Annotated in this window: 19 protein-coding genes; 14 read left to right on the top strand and 5 right to left on the bottom strand. The window is 36.1% G+C overall.

All coding sequences use genetic code 11. The annotated features are described in order from the left end of the window. The first annotated feature begins 121 nt into the window (after positions 1–121). Positions 122–1240 (top strand): ribonuclease D, encoded by a 1119-nt coding sequence (gene rnd / locus F928_RS13365; RefSeq protein ID WP_005076158.1) that lies wholly within the window; start codon positions 122–124, stop codon positions 1238–1240. A gap of 464 nt (positions 1241–1704) precedes the next feature. On the opposite strand, the gene F928_RS13360 is transcribed toward rnd, so the two are convergent. Beyond that, positions 1705–2379, bottom strand: a complete 675-nt coding sequence (locus F928_RS13360) for an FMN-dependent NADH-azoreductase (RefSeq protein ID WP_080632710.1) — start codon at positions 2377–2379, stop codon at positions 1705–1707. Between the two features lie 118 nt (positions 2380–2497). Between F928_RS13360 and F928_RS13355 the strand changes: the two genes are divergently transcribed. The 3 genes from F928_RS13355 (at position 2498) to F928_RS13345 (ending at position 4227) form a co-directional block, all read left to right on the top strand. Further along, on the top strand, positions 2498–3349 hold the full coding sequence (locus tag F928_RS13355; RefSeq protein ID WP_005076152.1) for a LysR family transcriptional regulator: 852 nt from the start codon (positions 2498–2500) through the stop codon (positions 3347–3349). A gap of 97 nt (positions 3350–3446) precedes the next feature. Further along, entirely contained in the window at positions 3447–3713 is a 267-nt protein-coding gene (locus F928_RS13350; RefSeq protein ID WP_005076149.1) for a hypothetical protein, read from the top strand. Between the two features lie 178 nt (positions 3714–3891). Beyond that, a complete protein-coding gene (locus F928_RS13345; RefSeq protein ID WP_005076147.1) occupies positions 3892–4227 on the top strand; it encodes a hypothetical protein in 336 nt (111 codons plus the stop codon). 72 nt (positions 4228–4299) lie between these two features. Here F928_RS13345 and F928_RS13340 read toward each other — a convergent pair whose 3' ends face one another. Next, positions 4300–4464 (bottom strand): hypothetical protein, encoded by a 165-nt coding sequence (locus F928_RS13340; RefSeq protein WP_002113596.1) that lies wholly within the window; start codon positions 4462–4464, stop codon positions 4300–4302. A 464-nt stretch (positions 4465–4928) separates the two neighbouring features. Here F928_RS13340 and F928_RS13335 point away from each other — a divergent pair, with 464 nt between their 5' ends. The 8 genes from F928_RS13335 to F928_RS13300 all read left to right on the top strand — a co-directional run bounded on the left by F928_RS13335 (position 4929) and on the right by F928_RS13300 (position 12333). Next, complete coding sequence (locus F928_RS13335; RefSeq protein WP_005069366.1) at positions 4929–5234, top strand: YcgL domain-containing protein; 306 nt, start codon at positions 4929–4931, stop codon at positions 5232–5234. After that, entirely contained in the window at positions 5227–5613 is a 387-nt protein-coding gene (locus F928_RS13330; RefSeq protein WP_002113949.1) for a hypothetical protein, read from the top strand. The genes F928_RS13335 and F928_RS13330 overlap by 8 nt, the downstream gene beginning before the upstream one ends. 29 nt (positions 5614–5642) lie before the next feature. Further along, positions 5643–6494 (top strand): AAA family ATPase, encoded by an 852-nt coding sequence (locus F928_RS13325; RefSeq protein ID WP_002113662.1) that lies wholly within the window; start codon positions 5643–5645, stop codon positions 6492–6494. Positions 6495–6509: 15 nt separating this feature from the next. Beyond that, positions 6510–7697 carry a vWA domain-containing protein gene (locus F928_RS13320; protein WP_002113937.1) on the top strand — a complete coding sequence of 396 codons (1188 nt, stop codon included), beginning with the start codon at positions 6510–6512 and terminating at the stop codon, positions 7695–7697. A 36-nt stretch (positions 7698–7733) separates the two neighbouring features. Continuing rightward, on the top strand, positions 7734–8939 hold the full coding sequence (gene trpB / locus F928_RS13315; protein WP_002113726.1) for a tryptophan synthase subunit beta: 1206 nt from the start codon (positions 7734–7736) through the stop codon (positions 8937–8939). A gap of 236 nt (positions 8940–9175) precedes the next feature. Next, on the top strand, positions 9176–10183 hold the full coding sequence (gene prmB, locus F928_RS13310) for a 50S ribosomal protein L3 N(5)-glutamine methyltransferase (RefSeq protein ID WP_002113580.1): 1008 nt from the start codon (positions 9176–9178) through the stop codon (positions 10181–10183). Positions 10184–10195: 12 nt separating this feature from the next. Then, entirely contained in the window at positions 10196–11287 is a 1092-nt protein-coding gene (gene aroC / locus F928_RS13305) for a chorismate synthase (RefSeq protein ID WP_002113712.1), read from the top strand. Positions 11288–11616: 329 nt separating this feature from the next. After that, entirely contained in the window at positions 11617–12333 is a 717-nt protein-coding gene (locus tag F928_RS13300; protein WP_002113891.1) for a hypothetical protein, read from the top strand. 229 nt (positions 12334–12562) lie between these two features. On the opposite strand, the gene F928_RS13295 is transcribed toward F928_RS13300, so the two are convergent. Beyond that, positions 12563–13792, bottom strand: coding sequence for a GGDEF domain-containing protein (locus tag F928_RS13295; RefSeq protein WP_002113652.1), 1230 nt, complete (start codon positions 13790–13792; stop codon positions 12563–12565). 320 nt (positions 13793–14112) lie between these two features. Here F928_RS13295 and F928_RS13290 point away from each other — a divergent pair, with 320 nt between their 5' ends. Next, positions 14113–14865 (top strand): iron-containing redox enzyme family protein, encoded by a 753-nt coding sequence (locus F928_RS13290; RefSeq protein ID WP_002113940.1) that lies wholly within the window; start codon positions 14113–14115, stop codon positions 14863–14865. 48 nt (positions 14866–14913) lie between these two features. Here the strand turns inward: F928_RS13290 and F928_RS13285 are convergent, their stop codons facing one another. Further along, a complete protein-coding gene (locus F928_RS13285) occupies positions 14914–16053 on the bottom strand; it encodes a hypothetical protein (RefSeq protein ID WP_005076136.1) in 1140 nt (379 codons plus the stop codon). A gap of 156 nt (positions 16054–16209) precedes the next feature. After that, a complete protein-coding gene (gene lipA, locus F928_RS13280; RefSeq protein WP_002113898.1) occupies positions 16210–17196 on the bottom strand; it encodes a lipoyl synthase in 987 nt (328 codons plus the stop codon). 362 nt (positions 17197–17558) lie between these two features. Between lipA and acoA the strand changes: the two genes are divergently transcribed. Then, a complete protein-coding gene (gene acoA, locus F928_RS13275) occupies positions 17559–18521 on the top strand; it encodes a thiamine pyrophosphate-dependent dehydrogenase E1 component subunit alpha (RefSeq protein ID WP_001177517.1) in 963 nt (320 codons plus the stop codon). Positions 18522–18524: the final 3 nt, after the last annotated feature.

The following is an 18524-nucleotide window of genomic DNA, read 5'->3' as shown; positions in this document are numbered from 1 at the left end:
ATTATCTATTTTCGAAAAATTGTTCAAAAATAGAGTATTCATAAAGGATTAAGTAGCATTTTTCTGCTTCTATGTTATATATACCAGAGTTTAAAGCACTCTTTGCAATACTTGAGAAAGCATGTTTCAGTTTATCCAACAGCAAACCGAATTGGTTGATGTTCTTCAAAAAATGGATCAATGTTCAATATATGGACTTGATACAGAATTTATTAAGGTTGACACACTCTGGCCTAAACTTGGAGTATGCCAAGTCAATGTAAATGGTGATGTCTATCTGTTGGATGGTGTTTCATTAGATCTAAGCCAGTTTTGGAAAAAGATTTTCCTCGCGCAGCAAAACATTTTTCATGCATGTGGAGAAGATATTGATTTAATCTATCATTATGCTGATCAAGAAGATTTGCTTAATGTATTTGATACTCAAGTGGGCCTTTCTTTTTTAGGTCATGGCCTGCAAGTGAGTTACCAAGGTGCTTTAAAACTTTGTCTTGATATTGAAAAAGATCAGACCAGATCTGATTGGTTAGCTAGACCTTTATCTCCTCAACAACTTTGTTATGCTGCTAACGATGTTTTGTATCTAATGAAGTTAGCTCATCATATTCAAGAACAGCTTAAGCAGAAAGGGCTTTATAACTATGTTCTTGAGGACTGTAGTAGTCTAACTAAAGAAATCATTAGTGAAACCCCTAACGAATTACTATATACCGATGTGGGAAATTATCGTCACTCACGTCGTCAGCTAATGCAATTACAAAATTTAAGTGAATGGCGTGAATACATTGTGAAAGCAACGAATCAGCCACGCAGTTTTATTCTTAGAAATTCAACCATGATTGATATGGTTGAAAAAAACCCTCGCAATAGCTTTCAACTTTCGCAAGTTAAAGATATTCGTCCAAACGTAGTTCGCGAGTACGGCAAAACGATTTTAGAACTTCTTAAAGATTTGCCAGTCGAAAGCAAATGGCCATCAAAGATTGCAAAACCATTTAAGATTACGTCTAAAGAGACTTTAAATAAAATGGATATGGTGCTTGCTCATGCAATAAATGAGACTTCTATTCCTAAAGAAGTGTTGCTGAGAAAAAAATGGTTAAACGCCATTCATCAACATGTTCTATTTCAAGGGGATGAACAGGATTTACCCGACTATCTGTTAGGATGGCGTTATGAGTTATTAACGCAACCATTAATCCAATTGTTTCAAGAAGAAAAACAAAGTTTATCTATTTAAAATGCAATAAATAATTAGAAATTTAAAGGCTCATCATATGATGAGCCTTTTTAACTAAAGTATAACCATTCTGTTAAATTTTTAATTAATTACTATTTAAAATGAGCTAATTATAATATCTAAGTATACAAAAAATAGATTTTCTGTAGTTTATCTAAATAATTATTTAGTCTAATAAAATTCATAAAATAATGTAATAAAGTAAATATAATTTGAAATTTCAATAATGAATTAAATTAACTTATATAATGAGAAAAATTCAATTGATTAAACATACAGGTCTGTATATTCTTGGATTTAAGAAAAACAACTTCAATTTATATAATATATAACTATAAGTTTGTTTCGGTGCAGAAATGAAAAGCCTACCCAATTGGGTAGGCTTTTTTATTTTTAATGATATGGCTTAGTTAAAGTAACTTAATTTTATGAAATTTAAAAATGAGTATTAAAATCTACAGATATTATCTAAATGAATCAGCAAGTTTAGAAACAACTTCTTCAGCTTTTTGAAAAGCATTTTCCAATGATTCTATATGCCTATGATCTCCAAACTCTTGATATTCAGAAGTAATTTCATAAATTTTTTCTACGCCTAAATATTTGCTCAGTGTACGAATGTGGGGTACAAGATGACTCATATCATGCCGAATCCCATCTTTCTCAAACCCAAATTCACCGCTGGAAGTGATAATAATTAAAATTTTTCCAGCTAAAAGAGGTTGTAAGGGAAAGTCTCCACGAGCTAGGTCAAAATCAAAGGTTTTATTGATACGAATAATTTGATCAAACCATGCTTTCAGTTGAGCAGGCATGCCGTAATTGTACATAGGTGAAGAAATTACAAGAATATCTGAGCTCGAAACTTCTGCTATTAATTGATCTGATATAGATAAAACATCACGTTGAGCTTCGGTCCTTTTATTGTCAGGTGTGAATACAGCATCAATCCAGGCTTGATTAATAAAGGGTGGTGGATTCATTCCTACGTCACGATAAATATACTCATCTATAGGCAATTGTTGTTTCCAAGAGTTGATCAACCGACTGGCAATATTTTTTGAAATAGAATTGTGATTTGGGTTGGGGTTAATCGCAGCTCTGACACTAGCATCTATATGTAATATTTTACTCATCATTAATTCCAGAAAGGTTAGGATTTAATTTATTTTGAGTTTTAAAACATAAGTAGACAAACGAGAAAATTACAATTATAGATGATTTTAGTTCATCTATAATTGTAAGTGGGGAGGAGACATGCAAGTTTCTTTGCAAGCACTTAAAGCATTTGAATCAGCCGCTCGATTGGGTAGTTTTAAGTTGGCTGCTGAAGAACTCTCGCTTACACCGACTGCAATTTCACATCATGTTGCGAATCTAGAAAGCAGATTAAATGTTGATTTATTTCATCGACAGGTAAGGAAAATAACGCTTACAACGACAGGGAAAAGACTTGCTGCAGCAATTTCTGAGGGGTTTCGTAAGATTGAAGATGCACTAGATGAAATAACAGTAAATGGAAACGTAGTGAGAGTCGCTAGTACGTCTTCACTAGCTGCAATGCTGCTAATTCCTTTAATAAATGAATTTTATCAATTGCACCCCGATATCTCTGTTGAGTTTTCTACAGGTGAAACTTTAGATAATCATTTATATACATTACCTATTCGATATGGCGACGTATCTTTGGTCCAGTCTCAAGATATCGTTAAATATGAGTCTTTTAATGTATTTGGTTCATCCAAACTTGATCTGCTTAAATGTTCTAGTGAACCAATAACTTTATTTACGACAGAATGGAAAAATAAGGCGTTACCAAGCCCACCACTAGAGGCTTGGTTTGAGGAAAATGAATGGAACCAAGATAGGGTGATAATTAAGAAATTTGATCAGGAAATTTTTGGGATACACGAGGCTTTATCTGCCAATGGATTAGTATTTTGCTCTACTACACTTACCCAAAGGTTTGTTAAGGCGAATCTTTTACAGGAATTTAAAACTAAAGCCGTTCAATCAAAGCTGTGTTACTACATTCCAAATAAGGAAGATCTTAAAAATAGAAATGCTAGAAAATTTATCGAATGGGTTGAAAGTTTATTCAATCAATAAACCTATATCTCTGATTGGTTTTAACTACACAACACTAAAACTTATATAGCGTTTTTATGATATAAAATTAGATAAATTAATAATTAGAGAGATAAATATGCTTAACAACTTTAATGCTGAACAAGCTCGTCAAAATGCTAAAAACTTTAAAATAAATCAAGACGTCATATTGGAAAAAATTTTGACTGGTACTGAGTCTGAATCTAAGGAGGGGAAACGAAAAGCAACTTTCTGGTTTCCTGTTGATGCTATAAGTCCTGATCATCTTACACTGGTTGAAGGGGAGCTTAGAAGCAGAGGTTTTAATGTCTCAACTGATATTGAGCACTCTGGTACCACGATTACAATTGAAATAAGCTTCTAATGAATGATAGTTTTAACTAAACCACTCTTAAAAAGGAGTGGTTTTTTATTGCATGATTTATTGTGAGTTAAAAGAAACTAAATATAAATTTATTTACAATTAAATTTATATTAATCAGGATATTATTTGACAGGTTCTATCTTCTTCTGTAGCTTTACTTTTTAAGTGGAATATGGATATGAACTTCCAAACAATACTTTTATCTTTCAAAAATCAATCTACTGGTACAGATGCATTTAAAGACTTAAAAAATGCATGTGAGCAGTCTCTTAAAGAATCTCAAGATACAAAAGAAAAAGCAGCAGTTTACCTAATCTACGGTTTTGCACGTAGTTATGTAATCTTATATGAAGATGAAGCTGTAACGACCGAATTCGCCCATACTTCTAAAACCCAACTCATTGCTTATATGGAAAGTCTTAATGAAGCTTTATTAAGTCAAGATGATAGCGCTATTTTGAGTGCCTTAAATCAAGTAAGCGATGACTATATAAAAAGCACTCGCGTCTTTTAGAAAAAATTTAACACGTTCTTAAATAAGAAATACTTCTTTAGTTTGAGCTAAAGAAGTATTTATTTTTATATATTAATGGGACTTTTTCTTACCGCCACCATCTTGTTTATTGACGGTAGACCATGCAATTCGTTCGGCTTCTTCTTGAGAATGGCCTCTATCTACTTCACTCTCAACAATATGTTTGGCCTGACGTTTTTGCTTTGCTGTATAAGCAGTTTTATCACCACGAGGCATAATTTCGTCCTCCATATCTATGAACAAGATACTTATTATTGAAACATATCTCGCTATTAAACGAGTTAAGTAACGTCTGGTGATGTGTAGTGAAGTAGTTAAAAGTTTTACTCAAGTGTATATTCTTAAATAAGTGAAAAAGAAATTTATTATTTTCGATAGCTTAAGTATAAATCTTGCAAGAACACTATTATCAAATCTTTGATGATGAATACTTTGTTAAAATCCAAGAACTGCTTTTATTTTAATAAAATAGTTTTTGTATTTTAATATTTAAAATCAAAAACTTATATTGTTTTTATGAAATCTAACTCCTGTTTGGAACAAAGTTATTATCGACCTTAATCAATGTTGTAGGTTAATATTTCTCAAGAATTAAAAAAACGACTGATGCGTAAACAAACCTGCGTGTGTGTGTCGTTTTTTTTCATGTATGCTGTCCTTAGTTCAAGAGTTGATTTGAAATGCACTGTGATATTTATAGATCGAGCAAAAAAGATGAAATGTACATGTATATTGCTCGTCCAAACTATCCTGACAATACGGAACAAGCTGATCCGTTTGAAAATGTTCCTGAAGCTGTTTTACAAGCGTTTGGTCGTGCAACGTTTGTCATGCATTTAGAGTTGGCTCCAACACGTAAATTGGCGCGTGTTAATGTTTTACATGTTTTAGACTCATTACAAACAAAAGGTTTCTTTATTCAGATGCCGCCAGAGGGGTTAATTAACCCGAATGCAGTTGAACCAGAGGGCTTACGTGGTGCGTGAAGATCAAACTGGAATAATGAATCAATTATTCTCTTTTTTGGATGTTATTCCTGAAGGTGTTATTGCTTTAACAGCTTATGGAATAGGCGCTATTATTGCTTTGTGGTGTTGGTGGCGATTAATGCGCCGTCTTCCTACCACCTTTGGTGCAATTAGCTGGCTGATTGTATTTGCTATTTTAGTTACACCAACAGTGTCTGAAGGACCGAATGCATCTGTAGCACCTGCTATTTTTGGACTCCTTTTTGGTGTTTTAACTAAAGATAGTCCGTTGATTTGGTCAAATTTATCTTTAATTCTGTTTGTAGTTGGTCTAGGTTTGGTAATTGGATATTGTTGGTCAAAATATTCAACAAACAAAAGCATGCGTTCCATCTAACCATTGAAATAGAAAAATAAGGTCTTTACATGTCTGCTGATACCCAACATTTTACCGGTACAGATCAATATATCGCGACTGATAGTCTTAAGCTTGCTGTAAAAGCAGCTCGTGCTTTGCAAAAGCCTTTACTGATTAAGGGTGAACCGGGCACGGGTAAAACTTTACTTGCTGAACAAGTAGCACAAAGTTTAGGTTTAAAACTGATTACTTGGCATATCAAATCTACAACTAAAGCACAGCAAGGGTTGTATGAATATGATGCAGTTTCTCGTTTAAGAGATAGCCAGTTAGGTGATGACCGAGTTTACGATATTAAGAACTATATTAAACCCGGTAAATTATGGGAAGCTTTCACCAGTGAAGAGCGTTGCGTATTATTAATTGATGAAATTGATAAGGCCGATATCGAGTTTCCAAATGACTTGTTGCATGAACTCGATAAAATGTCTTTTTATGTTTATGAAACGAATGAAACAATTACGGCAACGCAACGCCCAATTGTAATTATTACTTCAAATAATGAAAAAGAATTACCAGATGCATTTTTGCGTCGTTGCTTCTTCCACTATATTGAGTTTCCAGATGAAGCCACAATGCGAGAAATCATTGCGGTTCATTTCCCAAATATCTCTGCAACACTAGTAAACGAAGCTTTACAGGTTTTCTTTAAACTACGTGAAATTCCTAATTTGAAGAAACCACCATCAACCTCTGAGTTAATTGATTGGTTAAGCTTGCTCATGGCAGATGATATGCCTGAAGATGTATTACGTAATCGAGATACCTCTAAAGCTATTCCACCTTTATATGGTGCTCTCATCAAAAACGAGCAAGATGTACAACTTCTCGAACGCTTGGCTTTTATGTCTCGACGTTAAGGGAGGGAGTAACCCATGTTTGTGCGGTTATTTTACACCTTACGTAAATATGGTGTTCCAGTTACCACTCGTGAACTCATTGATCTAAACCGTGCGGTGAGTGAAGGTTTGGTTTTTGCCGACCAAGAAGAGTTCTATCAGCTTGCTAAAACTATTTTAGTTAAAGATGAGCGATTTTTTGATAAGTTTGATCGTGCCATGAAAGATTACTTTGATGGTATTGAAACTTTTGATATCGATGAGTTGCTTAAGCAAGTTCATAAATTACCAAAAGACTGGTTCGATTTAGAACTTCTCGAAAAGCATTTAACACCAGAGCAAAGAGCTGAACTCCAAAAAGCAGGTTCTTTAGAAGAACTGATGAAAATGCTAGAAGAACGTTTACGCGAACAGCATAAGAAACACCAAGGTGGTAACCGTATGGTTGGCACAGGTGGAACTTCACCTTTTGGAGCTTTTGGTGACCATCCAGAAGGCGTCAGAATTGGTGGGCCGGGGCGTAAACGTTCGGCGGTTAAAGTCTGGGAACAGCGGAAATACCAAAATCTAGATGATGACCAAGTTCTTGGAACTCGTCAGATGCAAATTGCGTTACGACGTTTACGCAAATTTGCTCGCCAAGGCGCAGCTGAAGAGTTAGACGTTGATGGAACTATTCGAGAAACAGCCAAACAAGGTATCTTGGATGTTCAGATGGTGCCAGAGCGTCGAAACCGAATAAAAGTACTGATGTTGTTCGATGTGGGCGGTTCGATGGATGCTCATATTGCTCAATGCGAAAAACTCTTTAGTGCTGCTAAAAGTGAGTTTAAGACACTCGAATACTTTTATTTCCATAATTGTCTCTATGACTATGTCTGGAAAGATAACTACCGAAGAACAGCAACGCGTATGAATACGTGGGATCTGTTCCATACTTACGGACGCGACTATCGTGTAATTGTCGTAGGTGATGCCAGTATGGCACCGTATGAGCTGAAATCGGTAGGTGGCTCGGTTGAATATATGAATGATGAAACAGGTGAGGTTTGGTTACGTCGCCTACGTCAACATTTTGATAAAACAGCATGGTTAAACCCTGAAACTGAAGGGTATTGGCATTACACTCAAACCATTGGTTGGATTAAAGAGATTTTTGAAAACCATATGTATCCAATGACCTTAAAAGGCATTGAGGACTTAACACGCTACCTTTCTCGATAAACTTGATAACTTTAATAATTTAAAAAGAGGGATGATATGCAACATCAAATTAATGGTATTGCTTTGCCAAATGAACAGGGATTTTTTGGTGAATATGGAGGCCAATTTATTCCTCCGCATTTAAAAGAAGCAATGGATGAAATTAATGTTGCTTATGAGGAAATTCGCCATACACCAGAATTTCAAAATGAACTATCAGACCTCTTTACAAATTATGTAGGTCGTCCAAGTCCTTTATTTCACGCAAAACGTCTTTCTGAGCAGTTAGGCGGTGCACAAATTTATTTAAAACGTGAAGACTTAAATCACACGGGTGCCCATAAAATTAATCACTGTTTAGGTGAGGCTCTTCTTGCCAAATATATGGGCAAAAAGAAAGTTATTGCTGAAACAGGTGCGGGACAGCATGGCGTTGCTTTAGCCACGGCTTGTGCTTTAGTTGGTATTCCATGTGAAATTCACATGGGACAAGTCGATATTGAAAAAGAACACCCTAATGTGGTCAAAATGAAAATTTTGGGTGCTCATTTAGTTTCAGTAACACGTGGTACAGCAACCTTAAAAGATGCTGTAGATAGCGCGTTTGAAGAATATTTAAAAGACCCTAAAAACTTTATTTATGCAATTGGTTCTGTGGTTGGACCACATCCATTTCCAAAAATGGTTCGAGATTTTCAATCGATTATTGGCAATGAAATTAAAGAGCAGACGCATCATCGTTTTGGTAAAAACCCAGATTATGTTGTTGCATGTGTTGGTGGCGGTTCAAATGCAATCGGTGCTTTTACGGCATTTTTAAATGATTCGGATGTGAAATTGGTTGGGGTTGAACCAGCAGGACATGGTTTAGAAACTCACATGCATTCGGCAACTTTAACCTTAGGTAAACCAAGTCAAATTCATGGTATGGCGTGTTACGTGCTTGAAAATGAAGCTGGTGAACCATTACCCGTGCATTCTATTGCTTCAGGATTGGATTATCCTGGTGTTGGGCCACAGCATAGTTTCTTAAAAGATTTAGGCCGTGTTGAATATAGCACAGCAACTGATCAAGAATGTTTGGATGCTTTTATGACCTTATCTCGTGTAGAAGGAATTGTTCCTGCGCTTGAAAGCTCACACGCTGTCGCATGGGCAATACGAGAAGCATCAAAGCTGTCGAAAGAAACCATGATTGTGGTTAATCTTTCTGGTCGTGGAGACAAAGATTCGGATTATGTGGCAGAAAAACTTAAGCTTTAAACCAACTAAACACAAAAAGCGGTCTTTAAATATTGACCGCTTTTTTATTTCATAGGCGAAATCTATACCTGGTTAAAAGTTCATTATTTCTTAATTAAAACAAAGTATTCTGATTTTAAGCTGTGATTGTTAGAGATAGGTGTGTAAAACACTGCTTCACAAGGCAAAGCGTTGCGTTGCTTTGTCTCACTCAGTAGAATAGTCACTTTGCAAAATTTGCCTTTGGAGACGCCTAAGTGGAGCGACCGACGATTAGCCCTGAACATTTACAGGAAGCTGCTGAAAATTTATCTACAATTCGAGATTTTATTCGCTTTGGGGTATCAGCATTACGTCAACATGATGCACATTTAGGACAAGGTACTGAAGATTATTTTGCAGAAAGTTCTGCATTAGTTTTACAAACCTTATCTCTTGAATGGTCAGCAGACTCAGAGATTTTAGATGCTAAGCTTTTGCCAAGTGAAAAAGCAGAATTCTTAAGTTTGTTAGAACGTCGTATTAATGACCGTATTCCGACTTCTTATTTATTAAATTTAGCTTACTTCTTTAATAAGCCATTTTATGTGGATGAGCGCGTACTTATTCCGCGTTCACCAATTGCTGAATTAATTGAACAGCGCTTTGCACCATATTGCTTAGATGAAAATGGTCAAATGCGTGAAGCACTTAACAACCTGCCAGAAAATGCAAAACCTAAAACTCCACAGCGTATTTTAGATATGTGTACAGGTTCTGGTTGTATTGCTGTTGCTTTGGCTTATGCATACCCAGATGCGGAAGTGGATGCAACGGACATCTCTAAAGAAGCCTTAGAAGTAGCATCGATTAATGTTGAACACCACAATAAGCAATATCAAGTTGCGTTACTTGAATCTGATTTATTTGCCAAGATTCCAGCTGAAAACCAGTACGATTTAATTGTAAGTAATCCTCCGTACGTTGATGCCGAAGATATGGCTGACTTACCGGAAGAGTTTTTACACGAACCTGAGCTTGCATTGGCAGCAGGCCAAGATGGTTTAGACCTCGTGCGTAAAATGCTTGCTCAAGCAGCAGATTATTTAACTGAAGATGGTTTAATTGTCATTGAAGTGGGTAACTCTGAATGGGCCATGCGCCAAAACTTCAATACGATTGATTTCAACTGGCTTACTTTCCAAAAAGGTGGTTCTGGCATTTTTGCTTTAACCGCAGAACAATGTCGTCGTTATAGAAAACTATTTGAACAGCAACAAGCATAAGGAGTTGTACATATGGCAGGGAACAGTATTGGACAACTCTTTCGTGTAACGACATGTGGTGAGTCTCATGGCGTTGGCTTAATGGCAATTGTTGATGGTGTGCCACCTGGTCTTGAGTTAACCGAAGAAGATCTACAAAAAGATCTGGACCGCCGTAAGCCGGGTACATCAAAATTTGCGACTCAGCGCAAAGAACCTGATCAGGTTGAAATTATTTCTGGTGTGTTTGAAGGTAAAACTACTGGTACGCCAATTGGTTTACTCATTCGTAATACTGACCAAAAATCGAAAGATTACGGCAATATTGCTCAGACTTTTAGACCGGGTCATGCGGACTACACCTATACACAAAAGTATGGTTTCCGTGATTACCGTGGTGGCGGTCGTTCGAGTGCACGTGAAACTGCGATGCGTGTTGCAGCGGGTGCTATTGCTAAAAAATATTTAGCAGAAAAATTCGGTGTATTGATTCGCGGTCACGTCACACAAATTGGTAATGAAGTTGCCGAAAAACTGGATTGGAATGAAGTTCCAAATAATCCATTTTTCTGTGGTGATGTAGATGCTGTTCCTCGTTTTGAAGCATTGGTTACGTCTTTACGTGAACAAGGTACAAGCTGCGGGGCTAAGCTAGAAATTTTAGCTGAAAAAGTTCCTGTAGGCTGGGGGGAACCTGTTTTTGATCGCCTAGATGCTGACATTGCTCATGCCATGATGAGCATTAATGCGGTTAAAGGTGTTGAAATCGGGGATGGTTTCGCAGTTGCTGGGCAATTTGGTCATGAAACACGTGATGAGTTGACGAGTAATGGCTTCTTAGCGAACCATGCAGGCGGTATTTTAGGCGGTATTTCGAGTGGTCAGACCATTCGAGTTGCCATTGCATTAAAACCAACTGCAAGTATTACAACACCAGGTAAAACGATTAATTTAAGCCGTGAAGATACTGATGTATTGACTAAAGGCCGTCATGACCCATGTGTAGGTGTACGAGCAACTCCAATTGCAGAAGCAATGTTGGCTATTGTCCTAATGGATCACTTCCTACGCCATCGTGCACAAAATGCAGATGTTGTTCCACCGTTTGCACCAATTGAACCATAGTCATAATTCTGACTGTAGTAAATTAAGCCCCCATATTTAACTTAAACTTGGGGGCTTTAATTTTTTATCACATTGGGCTCTATTAAATTTTAAATTATTTCCTTGTCTTATAATCTCTATATAAATATAATACGCGCGATTTATTTCTGAATATATTTATCTGCTTAAGTAAGAAATTAAAGTCTTATTAATTTTATACTTGCTCATGATATTTATATCTTAAAGCTAATTTTATTCAAATTAGTTTTATATAAGTTTATTACATATTTAAATTTTATTACTTTAAACAAATAATTTTCAAAGTCATCATTGAAATTGGGGAAATATCAATGAATCAATGTACATATAGAATTGGCTGTATGTCAAAGGATAAACTATTGCCTAAAAACTTAGAGGCAATGATAAAAGTTATTCATGACTTATCTTTATCCTCTCAGCTATCTGAAAATTGGATATATAGTGATGATAACCCAGATATATATATTATTGATTTAGACAGCGGCTATACAAATATTCTTCTTCCTAAAAAAATTAAAATTGTATTAAGTAATAATCCTGAGCTTTTAAAAGGTTATCAATATGGATTAAAGAGGCCATTAAGGTATCAGGAGCTTTTAAAAATTTTATTAGAAATTGAAAATAATGAATATTTTAAAAAATCTTATCGAGAACGAATAGGAAATATAACTGCTACAGATCCGTTTGAGACAAAAATTCTATATAAACTTGTTTGTTATCCAAACTTTAAAAATATTCATGCAGAGCAAATTGTTAATGTAACTAGAGTTTGTGCTTTATTATCTATTGAATCAAAGACAGTCCAAGAAATTAAAAAATTCTTGAACTTATCTGTAGATGAAATACAAAAAATTATAGAGATTATTAAAAAAGAGGCTTATCCGAACTATGAAACGATACATGAGAATATTGTCTCGATATTGCCATTTTCAAATGAAGTTGTTCAGACAACACCTCTAAGGATGGAGCAAAACTTATTGCTCTATTTTATAAATAAACTTTGGAAGAAGTTAAAAGGAGAATTCTGATGAACTGGAATTTTTTAGCTTAGAGTAGGTATGTATTAATCTTAACTAAATCATTCTTAATTTAATATTAAGAACTAAACAAAAATATTTAGTACATATTAAATCTAGATTACATTTTAGCTTTACCACGGATGGAAAAGCTAAATAGAGGGATCTTTTATTATTTTAATTTAAAAGAGTAATATCAAAAACAAATAATTTAATCACTAGCCAAAAGTTATTTTCCATTTTAAGTCAAATCTACAATTTGTTCTTCGTTTACAGCAATCTTATATTGATTACGTCCATTGGTTTTTGCTTTATATAATGCATGATCTGCTCGTGCCACAAAAGCAGAAATAGAATCGTTTAGACGTGGAATTGTGGTTGCGACTCCTACACTAATAGTGACGTGTGGTGAAACATCACTACATGGGTGTTTAATCGCAATTTTATTAATCGCATTCATTAAACGTTCGACTTGTATCAAAGCTTGCTGAGAATTTGTCATTGGAAATAGTAGTAAAAACTCTTCACCACCATAACGAGCAACTAAATCTCCACTACGAGCAGCAATAGAAGAAATAGCAATTGCGATTTCTTTTAAACATTCATCACCTTTGAGATGTCCTAGCGTGTCATTGTATGCTTTAAAATAATCGATATCGACCATCATAATAGTGAGTGGGGTTTCATGTCGTAATGCACGGCGCCATTCATTATCCAAAGTTTCATCTAGATAACGTCGATTGGCTAAACTAGTAAGTGCATCTTGCTGAGAAAGTAAGGATAACTGCTGCGCTTGTTGCATGAGCTCAATGCGATTCAGCTCAATCATACAGTTTTGTAGATAGTTTTCTCGATGTTGACGGTCCGTTGCATAGGCGAGGGTCATTCCCAAAAAACTACTAAAAGTGTAAGTTCGGTTTAAGAACGTCCAGTCGATCACACCATTTAAGTAGTTGCTTACTAAAATTCCAACCAGTCCTCCCATCCATCCAGCAAATATGGCGGTATAAAAGCGCATACCAACAGCACCATAAATAATAACGATTGCATACATCATGGCAGCATGAAAAAGAACATTATCTTGTCCATTCTCAATAACGTTAATTAAAATAAAAGTAATTGCTACCGCTAAAGCCGAGCCAACTCCTACATAATAATCAAAATACTGATTTAATTTTTTAATAAATGATAAAATCCAAGCGATAAGAACAATTACACCAACCCAACAATAATAGCTAAACCAGGATAAAACTTGTTCACTTGGTAAAACTTGATATATACCAAAGCTTAAAAATATATATAATATTAAAATAATAGGCGCTCTATAGCGGAACTCATAGGCAGCACCGTTTTGGTATTGAAAACGATAAATCGTTTCAAGCTGCTTTGGAAACCATACAAAGTTTAATCCTCGTGTGGTTAATAAATCTATTTGTTCCTGTCCCAATATATTGGAACCCTGCAACTTCATAATTAATGCTCTCTATATTGGAAGTTGTCATAAAATGAGACTTATTTTAAGTAAAGTTCCATCTAAAAATATTGATTATATAATGTGTGGTTTATTCAAAATAATAATACAGATTTTTTAAAAAAGTAATGATTTTTATCTATGTTAAATGTGATAAAAATCACGACATTTCAATGATTAGCCTAATAATTATCTAAAGTTCCACAATCCATCGAAAAAAGTTACAAATGGTCGATTAACGATTGTATCTTTATCATTTTCGGATAGACTTATAGCGTGAAATACAGATGATTGCTGTCATATAAATAGGAAAATTAGCAATGACTGCTCTAAATCAATATGGAATGAATTTAGAAATTACGCCGCATAATGGATGGTCACAACGGTTCTGGGACGACCTGTTACCAGCGAAAGAACGGGTGAGTAAACATCCGTTTTTTACGGAAATGGCCAATGGGGGATTGAGCCTAGATAGTTTCCGTTATGCTCTACTTAATTTCTATCCATTAGTCGCCCATTTCCCGTCATATATGGCTGGAGCATTGGGGAAAGCGACTGGATTTTCTGAACCGGGAGTTACTGAAGCGCGAGATTGGTTAATTCAAAATATTAAGGTAGAAGAGCGACACTTAAAATGGTATCGCGATTGGGCTGGAGGTTTTGGCTTAACAGTTGAAGAACTTGATCATGTACGACCACCCGCTGCTATGAATGCTGTAAACCATTTTCTATGGAATATGAGTCATCGAGGCAATTTGGCAGAATGTCTGGCTGCAACAAATTTGGCGATTGAATGGGCAACTGGAGATTGGTCTATTCAGGTGTATAAAGGTATTCATACCTATACTAATCATCCTGAAGTCACGATTGATAAACGTTCTTTAGCTTGGTTGCGCGCTCATGCACATTACGATGATCTTCATCCATATGAAGCTATGGAGTTGATTAAACGCTTATGTAATGACCGTCCTGACTGGCAGCAAAAAGCATTTCATGCTGCTGAAGAAGGGCTGCGATATTATGAATTAGCTTTGGACGACTGCTATAGGGTACAGCTTCAAGCCTCTGCTTGATCTAGCCTTAAAAAGGGAGAATATCGTATGGATATTCTCCCTTTTATTTTATTCGAGCAATTTTAAGAGTTTAGTTCGATAAGGTGTTTCTTCGGGTAATAATTCAAGTAAACGTTCAACGGCATCTACACGGTCTGGTACACGACTGACCACTCGTAATAATTGATCAATATCTTCAATTTGATAAATTACATGACTCAAACGAGCGTCAAAACAATCTCTCCATGCGCATAAAAAAGGACTTTCTGATTTAGCTAAGAAACTTCCTCTATAGAGTGTAAGCGTAGTTGATGTGAAGCCAAGGTTTAAGGCTTGCTCGGCCATTAAAAAATCAGATTGAATTTCGCAGTTAAGTCTATATGGTCGTGACTCGATAACGTCGGGTATTAAGTTTCTGAGTTGAGAAAGTTCTGCTTTTAAAGTGGTAGTACTTACAGGCCGATCACCATATAAAGCATAATGAAGTTCTTCAAGATTAATCCCTTCGGGACAAAGGGTTAGAATGCACAGAATCTCAATTTGACGTTGAGTCAATGTAAGGCTGTGTTGGTTATATTGAACTTTAGGAGTGCCGAAGGCTTTAATATATAAGATATTTTTTTGATGAAGCTGAATTGCTTGTTTAACAATGTCAGCACAACGCTCTACTGCTAAAACTCCAAGTGAATTATGTTTTTGATATTTGGTCGATAAATTCATAATTCCATAAAACTGACCTGTATTCGCATCGGTAATCGGTGCTGCATAACAGACCCAGTCTCTGACACTATTCATTTGGTTTTCATGTGAGTAAACACAACTTGCAGAATGTGTATTTAGGGCAAGACCAATTGCATTTTGACCAACTGCTTGGGTTGACCATTGTCCACCTTCAACAAAATGGACTTGTTCGGCAGATGAACGCATAGGCGTACTACTCCATGTCCAAAGTAGAGTACCATGAGGATCAGTCACACCAATGGCCATATCGGCATCTTCGGCAATATGCATTAAGTTGCGATGGCACTCGTGAATCGAACGACCAAATAATGAATGTTCCCATTCCTCACCCAGATCAAACAAAGGCGCTGCCTCAAGGTCAAGTGATGGTTTTTTCCCTAATTGTTTAGAATGAGATGAGGATTCCGGCCGAAATAAGGACGGGGTAGTATCTATTAAAGGCGATGATAATTGTTCTGACATATCCATATCGAAATTCCTTTATCATTGAAATGGCGTATCCTTAGCCGCTCAATAGTTATAACTTTCTTATTGTGACTATTTCCTAGTTATCTCCTTACCTTAAATAATTTCATAAGGCTTGACCATTATCCTATTGGATAAGTTTTGTTAATTGCCTAATCATTAAGATAAGACATCTTGTCGGCTAAAAGGCTTTGGCACTTCTTCTCCGAAATATTGTCGATCAGCAAAATAGCTAGAACGAACCATAGGTCCACTCCAAATATTTTTAAAACCTAATCGCTTACCGTGTCGGGTATATCGTTCAAATTCTTGTAAATTTACAAACCGATGAATAGGCGCATGTGATTTTGAAGGCTGAAGATATTGACCAATCGTGACAAGATCGACTTGATAGTCTTTTAAATCGTTGAGTAGGGCAAGCACTTCAGCCTCTATTTCTCCTAATCCAACCATCAGGCCAGACTTGGTTTTGATATCGGGACAATATGCTTTAAAGCGTTTAAGTAACTCTAGTGAATGTTGATAATCTGAACCGGGGCGCATCGCTTTATATAAACGAGGAACGGTCTCAATATTATGATTAAACACATCGGGAGGCGATAAGCTCAAAGTCGAAAGCGCCGTCTCTAAACGACCACGAAAATCTGGTACTAAAATCTCAATCAATGTTTCTGGACAACGTTTCCTAATTTCTTCAATACACTTTACAAAATGTGCAGCGCCGCCATCATGCAGATCATCACGGTCTACAGAGGTAATCACGACATACTTTAAATTTAGATTTTTGACTGTTTCTGCAAGATGCTTAGGTTCATCTTCATCTAGCGGTTTTGGACGGCCATGAGCGACATCACAAAATGGGCAGCGACGAGTACAAATATCGCCCATAATCATAAATGTTGCCGTACCTCCACCAAAACATTCCGGTAAATTTGGACACGCCGCTTCTTCGCAAACACTGTGTAACTTCTGTTGGCGTAGCAAATTTTTTATGCGGTTAATTTCTTCAAAATCGGTTATTTTGGCTCTAATCCAATCCGGTTTAGTCGGTAACTCTTCTGTAGGTAAAATTTTAATCGGAATGCGAGCAACTTTATCCGCTCCTCTTAATTTAATACCAGTTTCTATTTGCCTTTTTAAGTCCATATATAAAATTCCATTTTATATTAAATAATTTTCAACTAGACTCTATATAATAAAAATCCTTATAATTTAAATAAAGAATATGGAGTTTATTAATGAGCGTAGTACACAGCTAATATTATAAATTAATAAAGGTTGGTTAAAGGTTTGTTTCACAAGCTAATGAAATGTATTAAAATTTTTTAATTTTATTTTTGCTGTACAAGTTTTTGAAAAATAAAAAATAATAACCATAAAAACCATTTGAAACTTTTTAGTCTAATAGCATATTAAATTAAATTGAGCTTTATTATTTATAGCGAAATATATAACTCTCGCTGAAACTTGGTTGATTTTTAATAATCAAGATAATAAAGGAAAAGGATATGCAATTAACGGAAGAGCAATTACTCGCAGCATATAAACGCATGCGCGATATTCGTGAATTTGAGGATCGACTTCACGAAGAAAATACCAATGGTGATATTCCTGGCTTTATTCACTTATACAGTGGTGAAGAAGCTGTAGCAGTCGGGATTTGCGAAAATTTAACCGACAAAGACTATATCACTTCAACACACCGTGGACATGGACACTGTATTGCAAAAGGCTGTGACATTCACGCCATGATGCTGGAAATTTTCGGTAAAGATGACGGGCTATGTCGTGGAAAAGGCGGTTCTATGCATATTGCCGATTTAGATAAAGGTATGCTCGGTGCCAACGGGATTGTGGGTGGTGGACCTCCTTTAGCCATTGGTGCGGCGTTGACAGCGAAAACCTTAAAGACTGGTGGTGTCGGACTTTCTTTTACAGGCGATGGTGGTTCAAACCAAGGCCTTACTTTTGAAGCGATGAACATGGCTGTTGTACTTAAACTTCCAGTAATTTTCGTTTTCGAAAATAACGGTTTTGGTGAGGGGACTGGTCATGATTACGCTGTAGGAAGCAAGGACATTGCTGGTCGTGCAGCAGGTTTTGGTTTACCTGCAGTTAAAGTTGATGGGACCGATTTCTTTGCCGTCTATGAAGCTGCTCAAACTGCCATTGAACGTGCACGTCGTGGTGAAGGTCCGAGTGTTATTGAAACCATTACAAACCGTTTTTATGGCCACTTCGAAGGTGATCCTGGCTTGATTCGCTCTAAAGAAGAAGTCGAGTTCATCAAAGAAAATAAAGATCCTTTGAAAATTTTCCGAGAGAAAGTTAAAGGCAAAATTGATGAAGCTAAGTTAGACGAGATTGATGCAGCTTCTAAGGCGAATGTTGATGACGCCGTTGCTAAAGCTCGTGCTGCGGCTTATCCAAAACCAGAACAACTCCTTACTGACGTCTATGTCTCTTACTAAAGG

Origin of the sequence: Acinetobacter pittii ATCC 19004 = CIP 70.29 (genome assembly GCF_000369045.1) — a bacterium.
Lineage (GTDB): Bacteria > Pseudomonadota > Gammaproteobacteria > Pseudomonadales > Moraxellaceae > Acinetobacter > Acinetobacter pittii.
The sequence above is the reverse complement of the archived record's forward strand: the minus strand, read 5'-3'. Positions and strand labels throughout refer to the sequence as shown.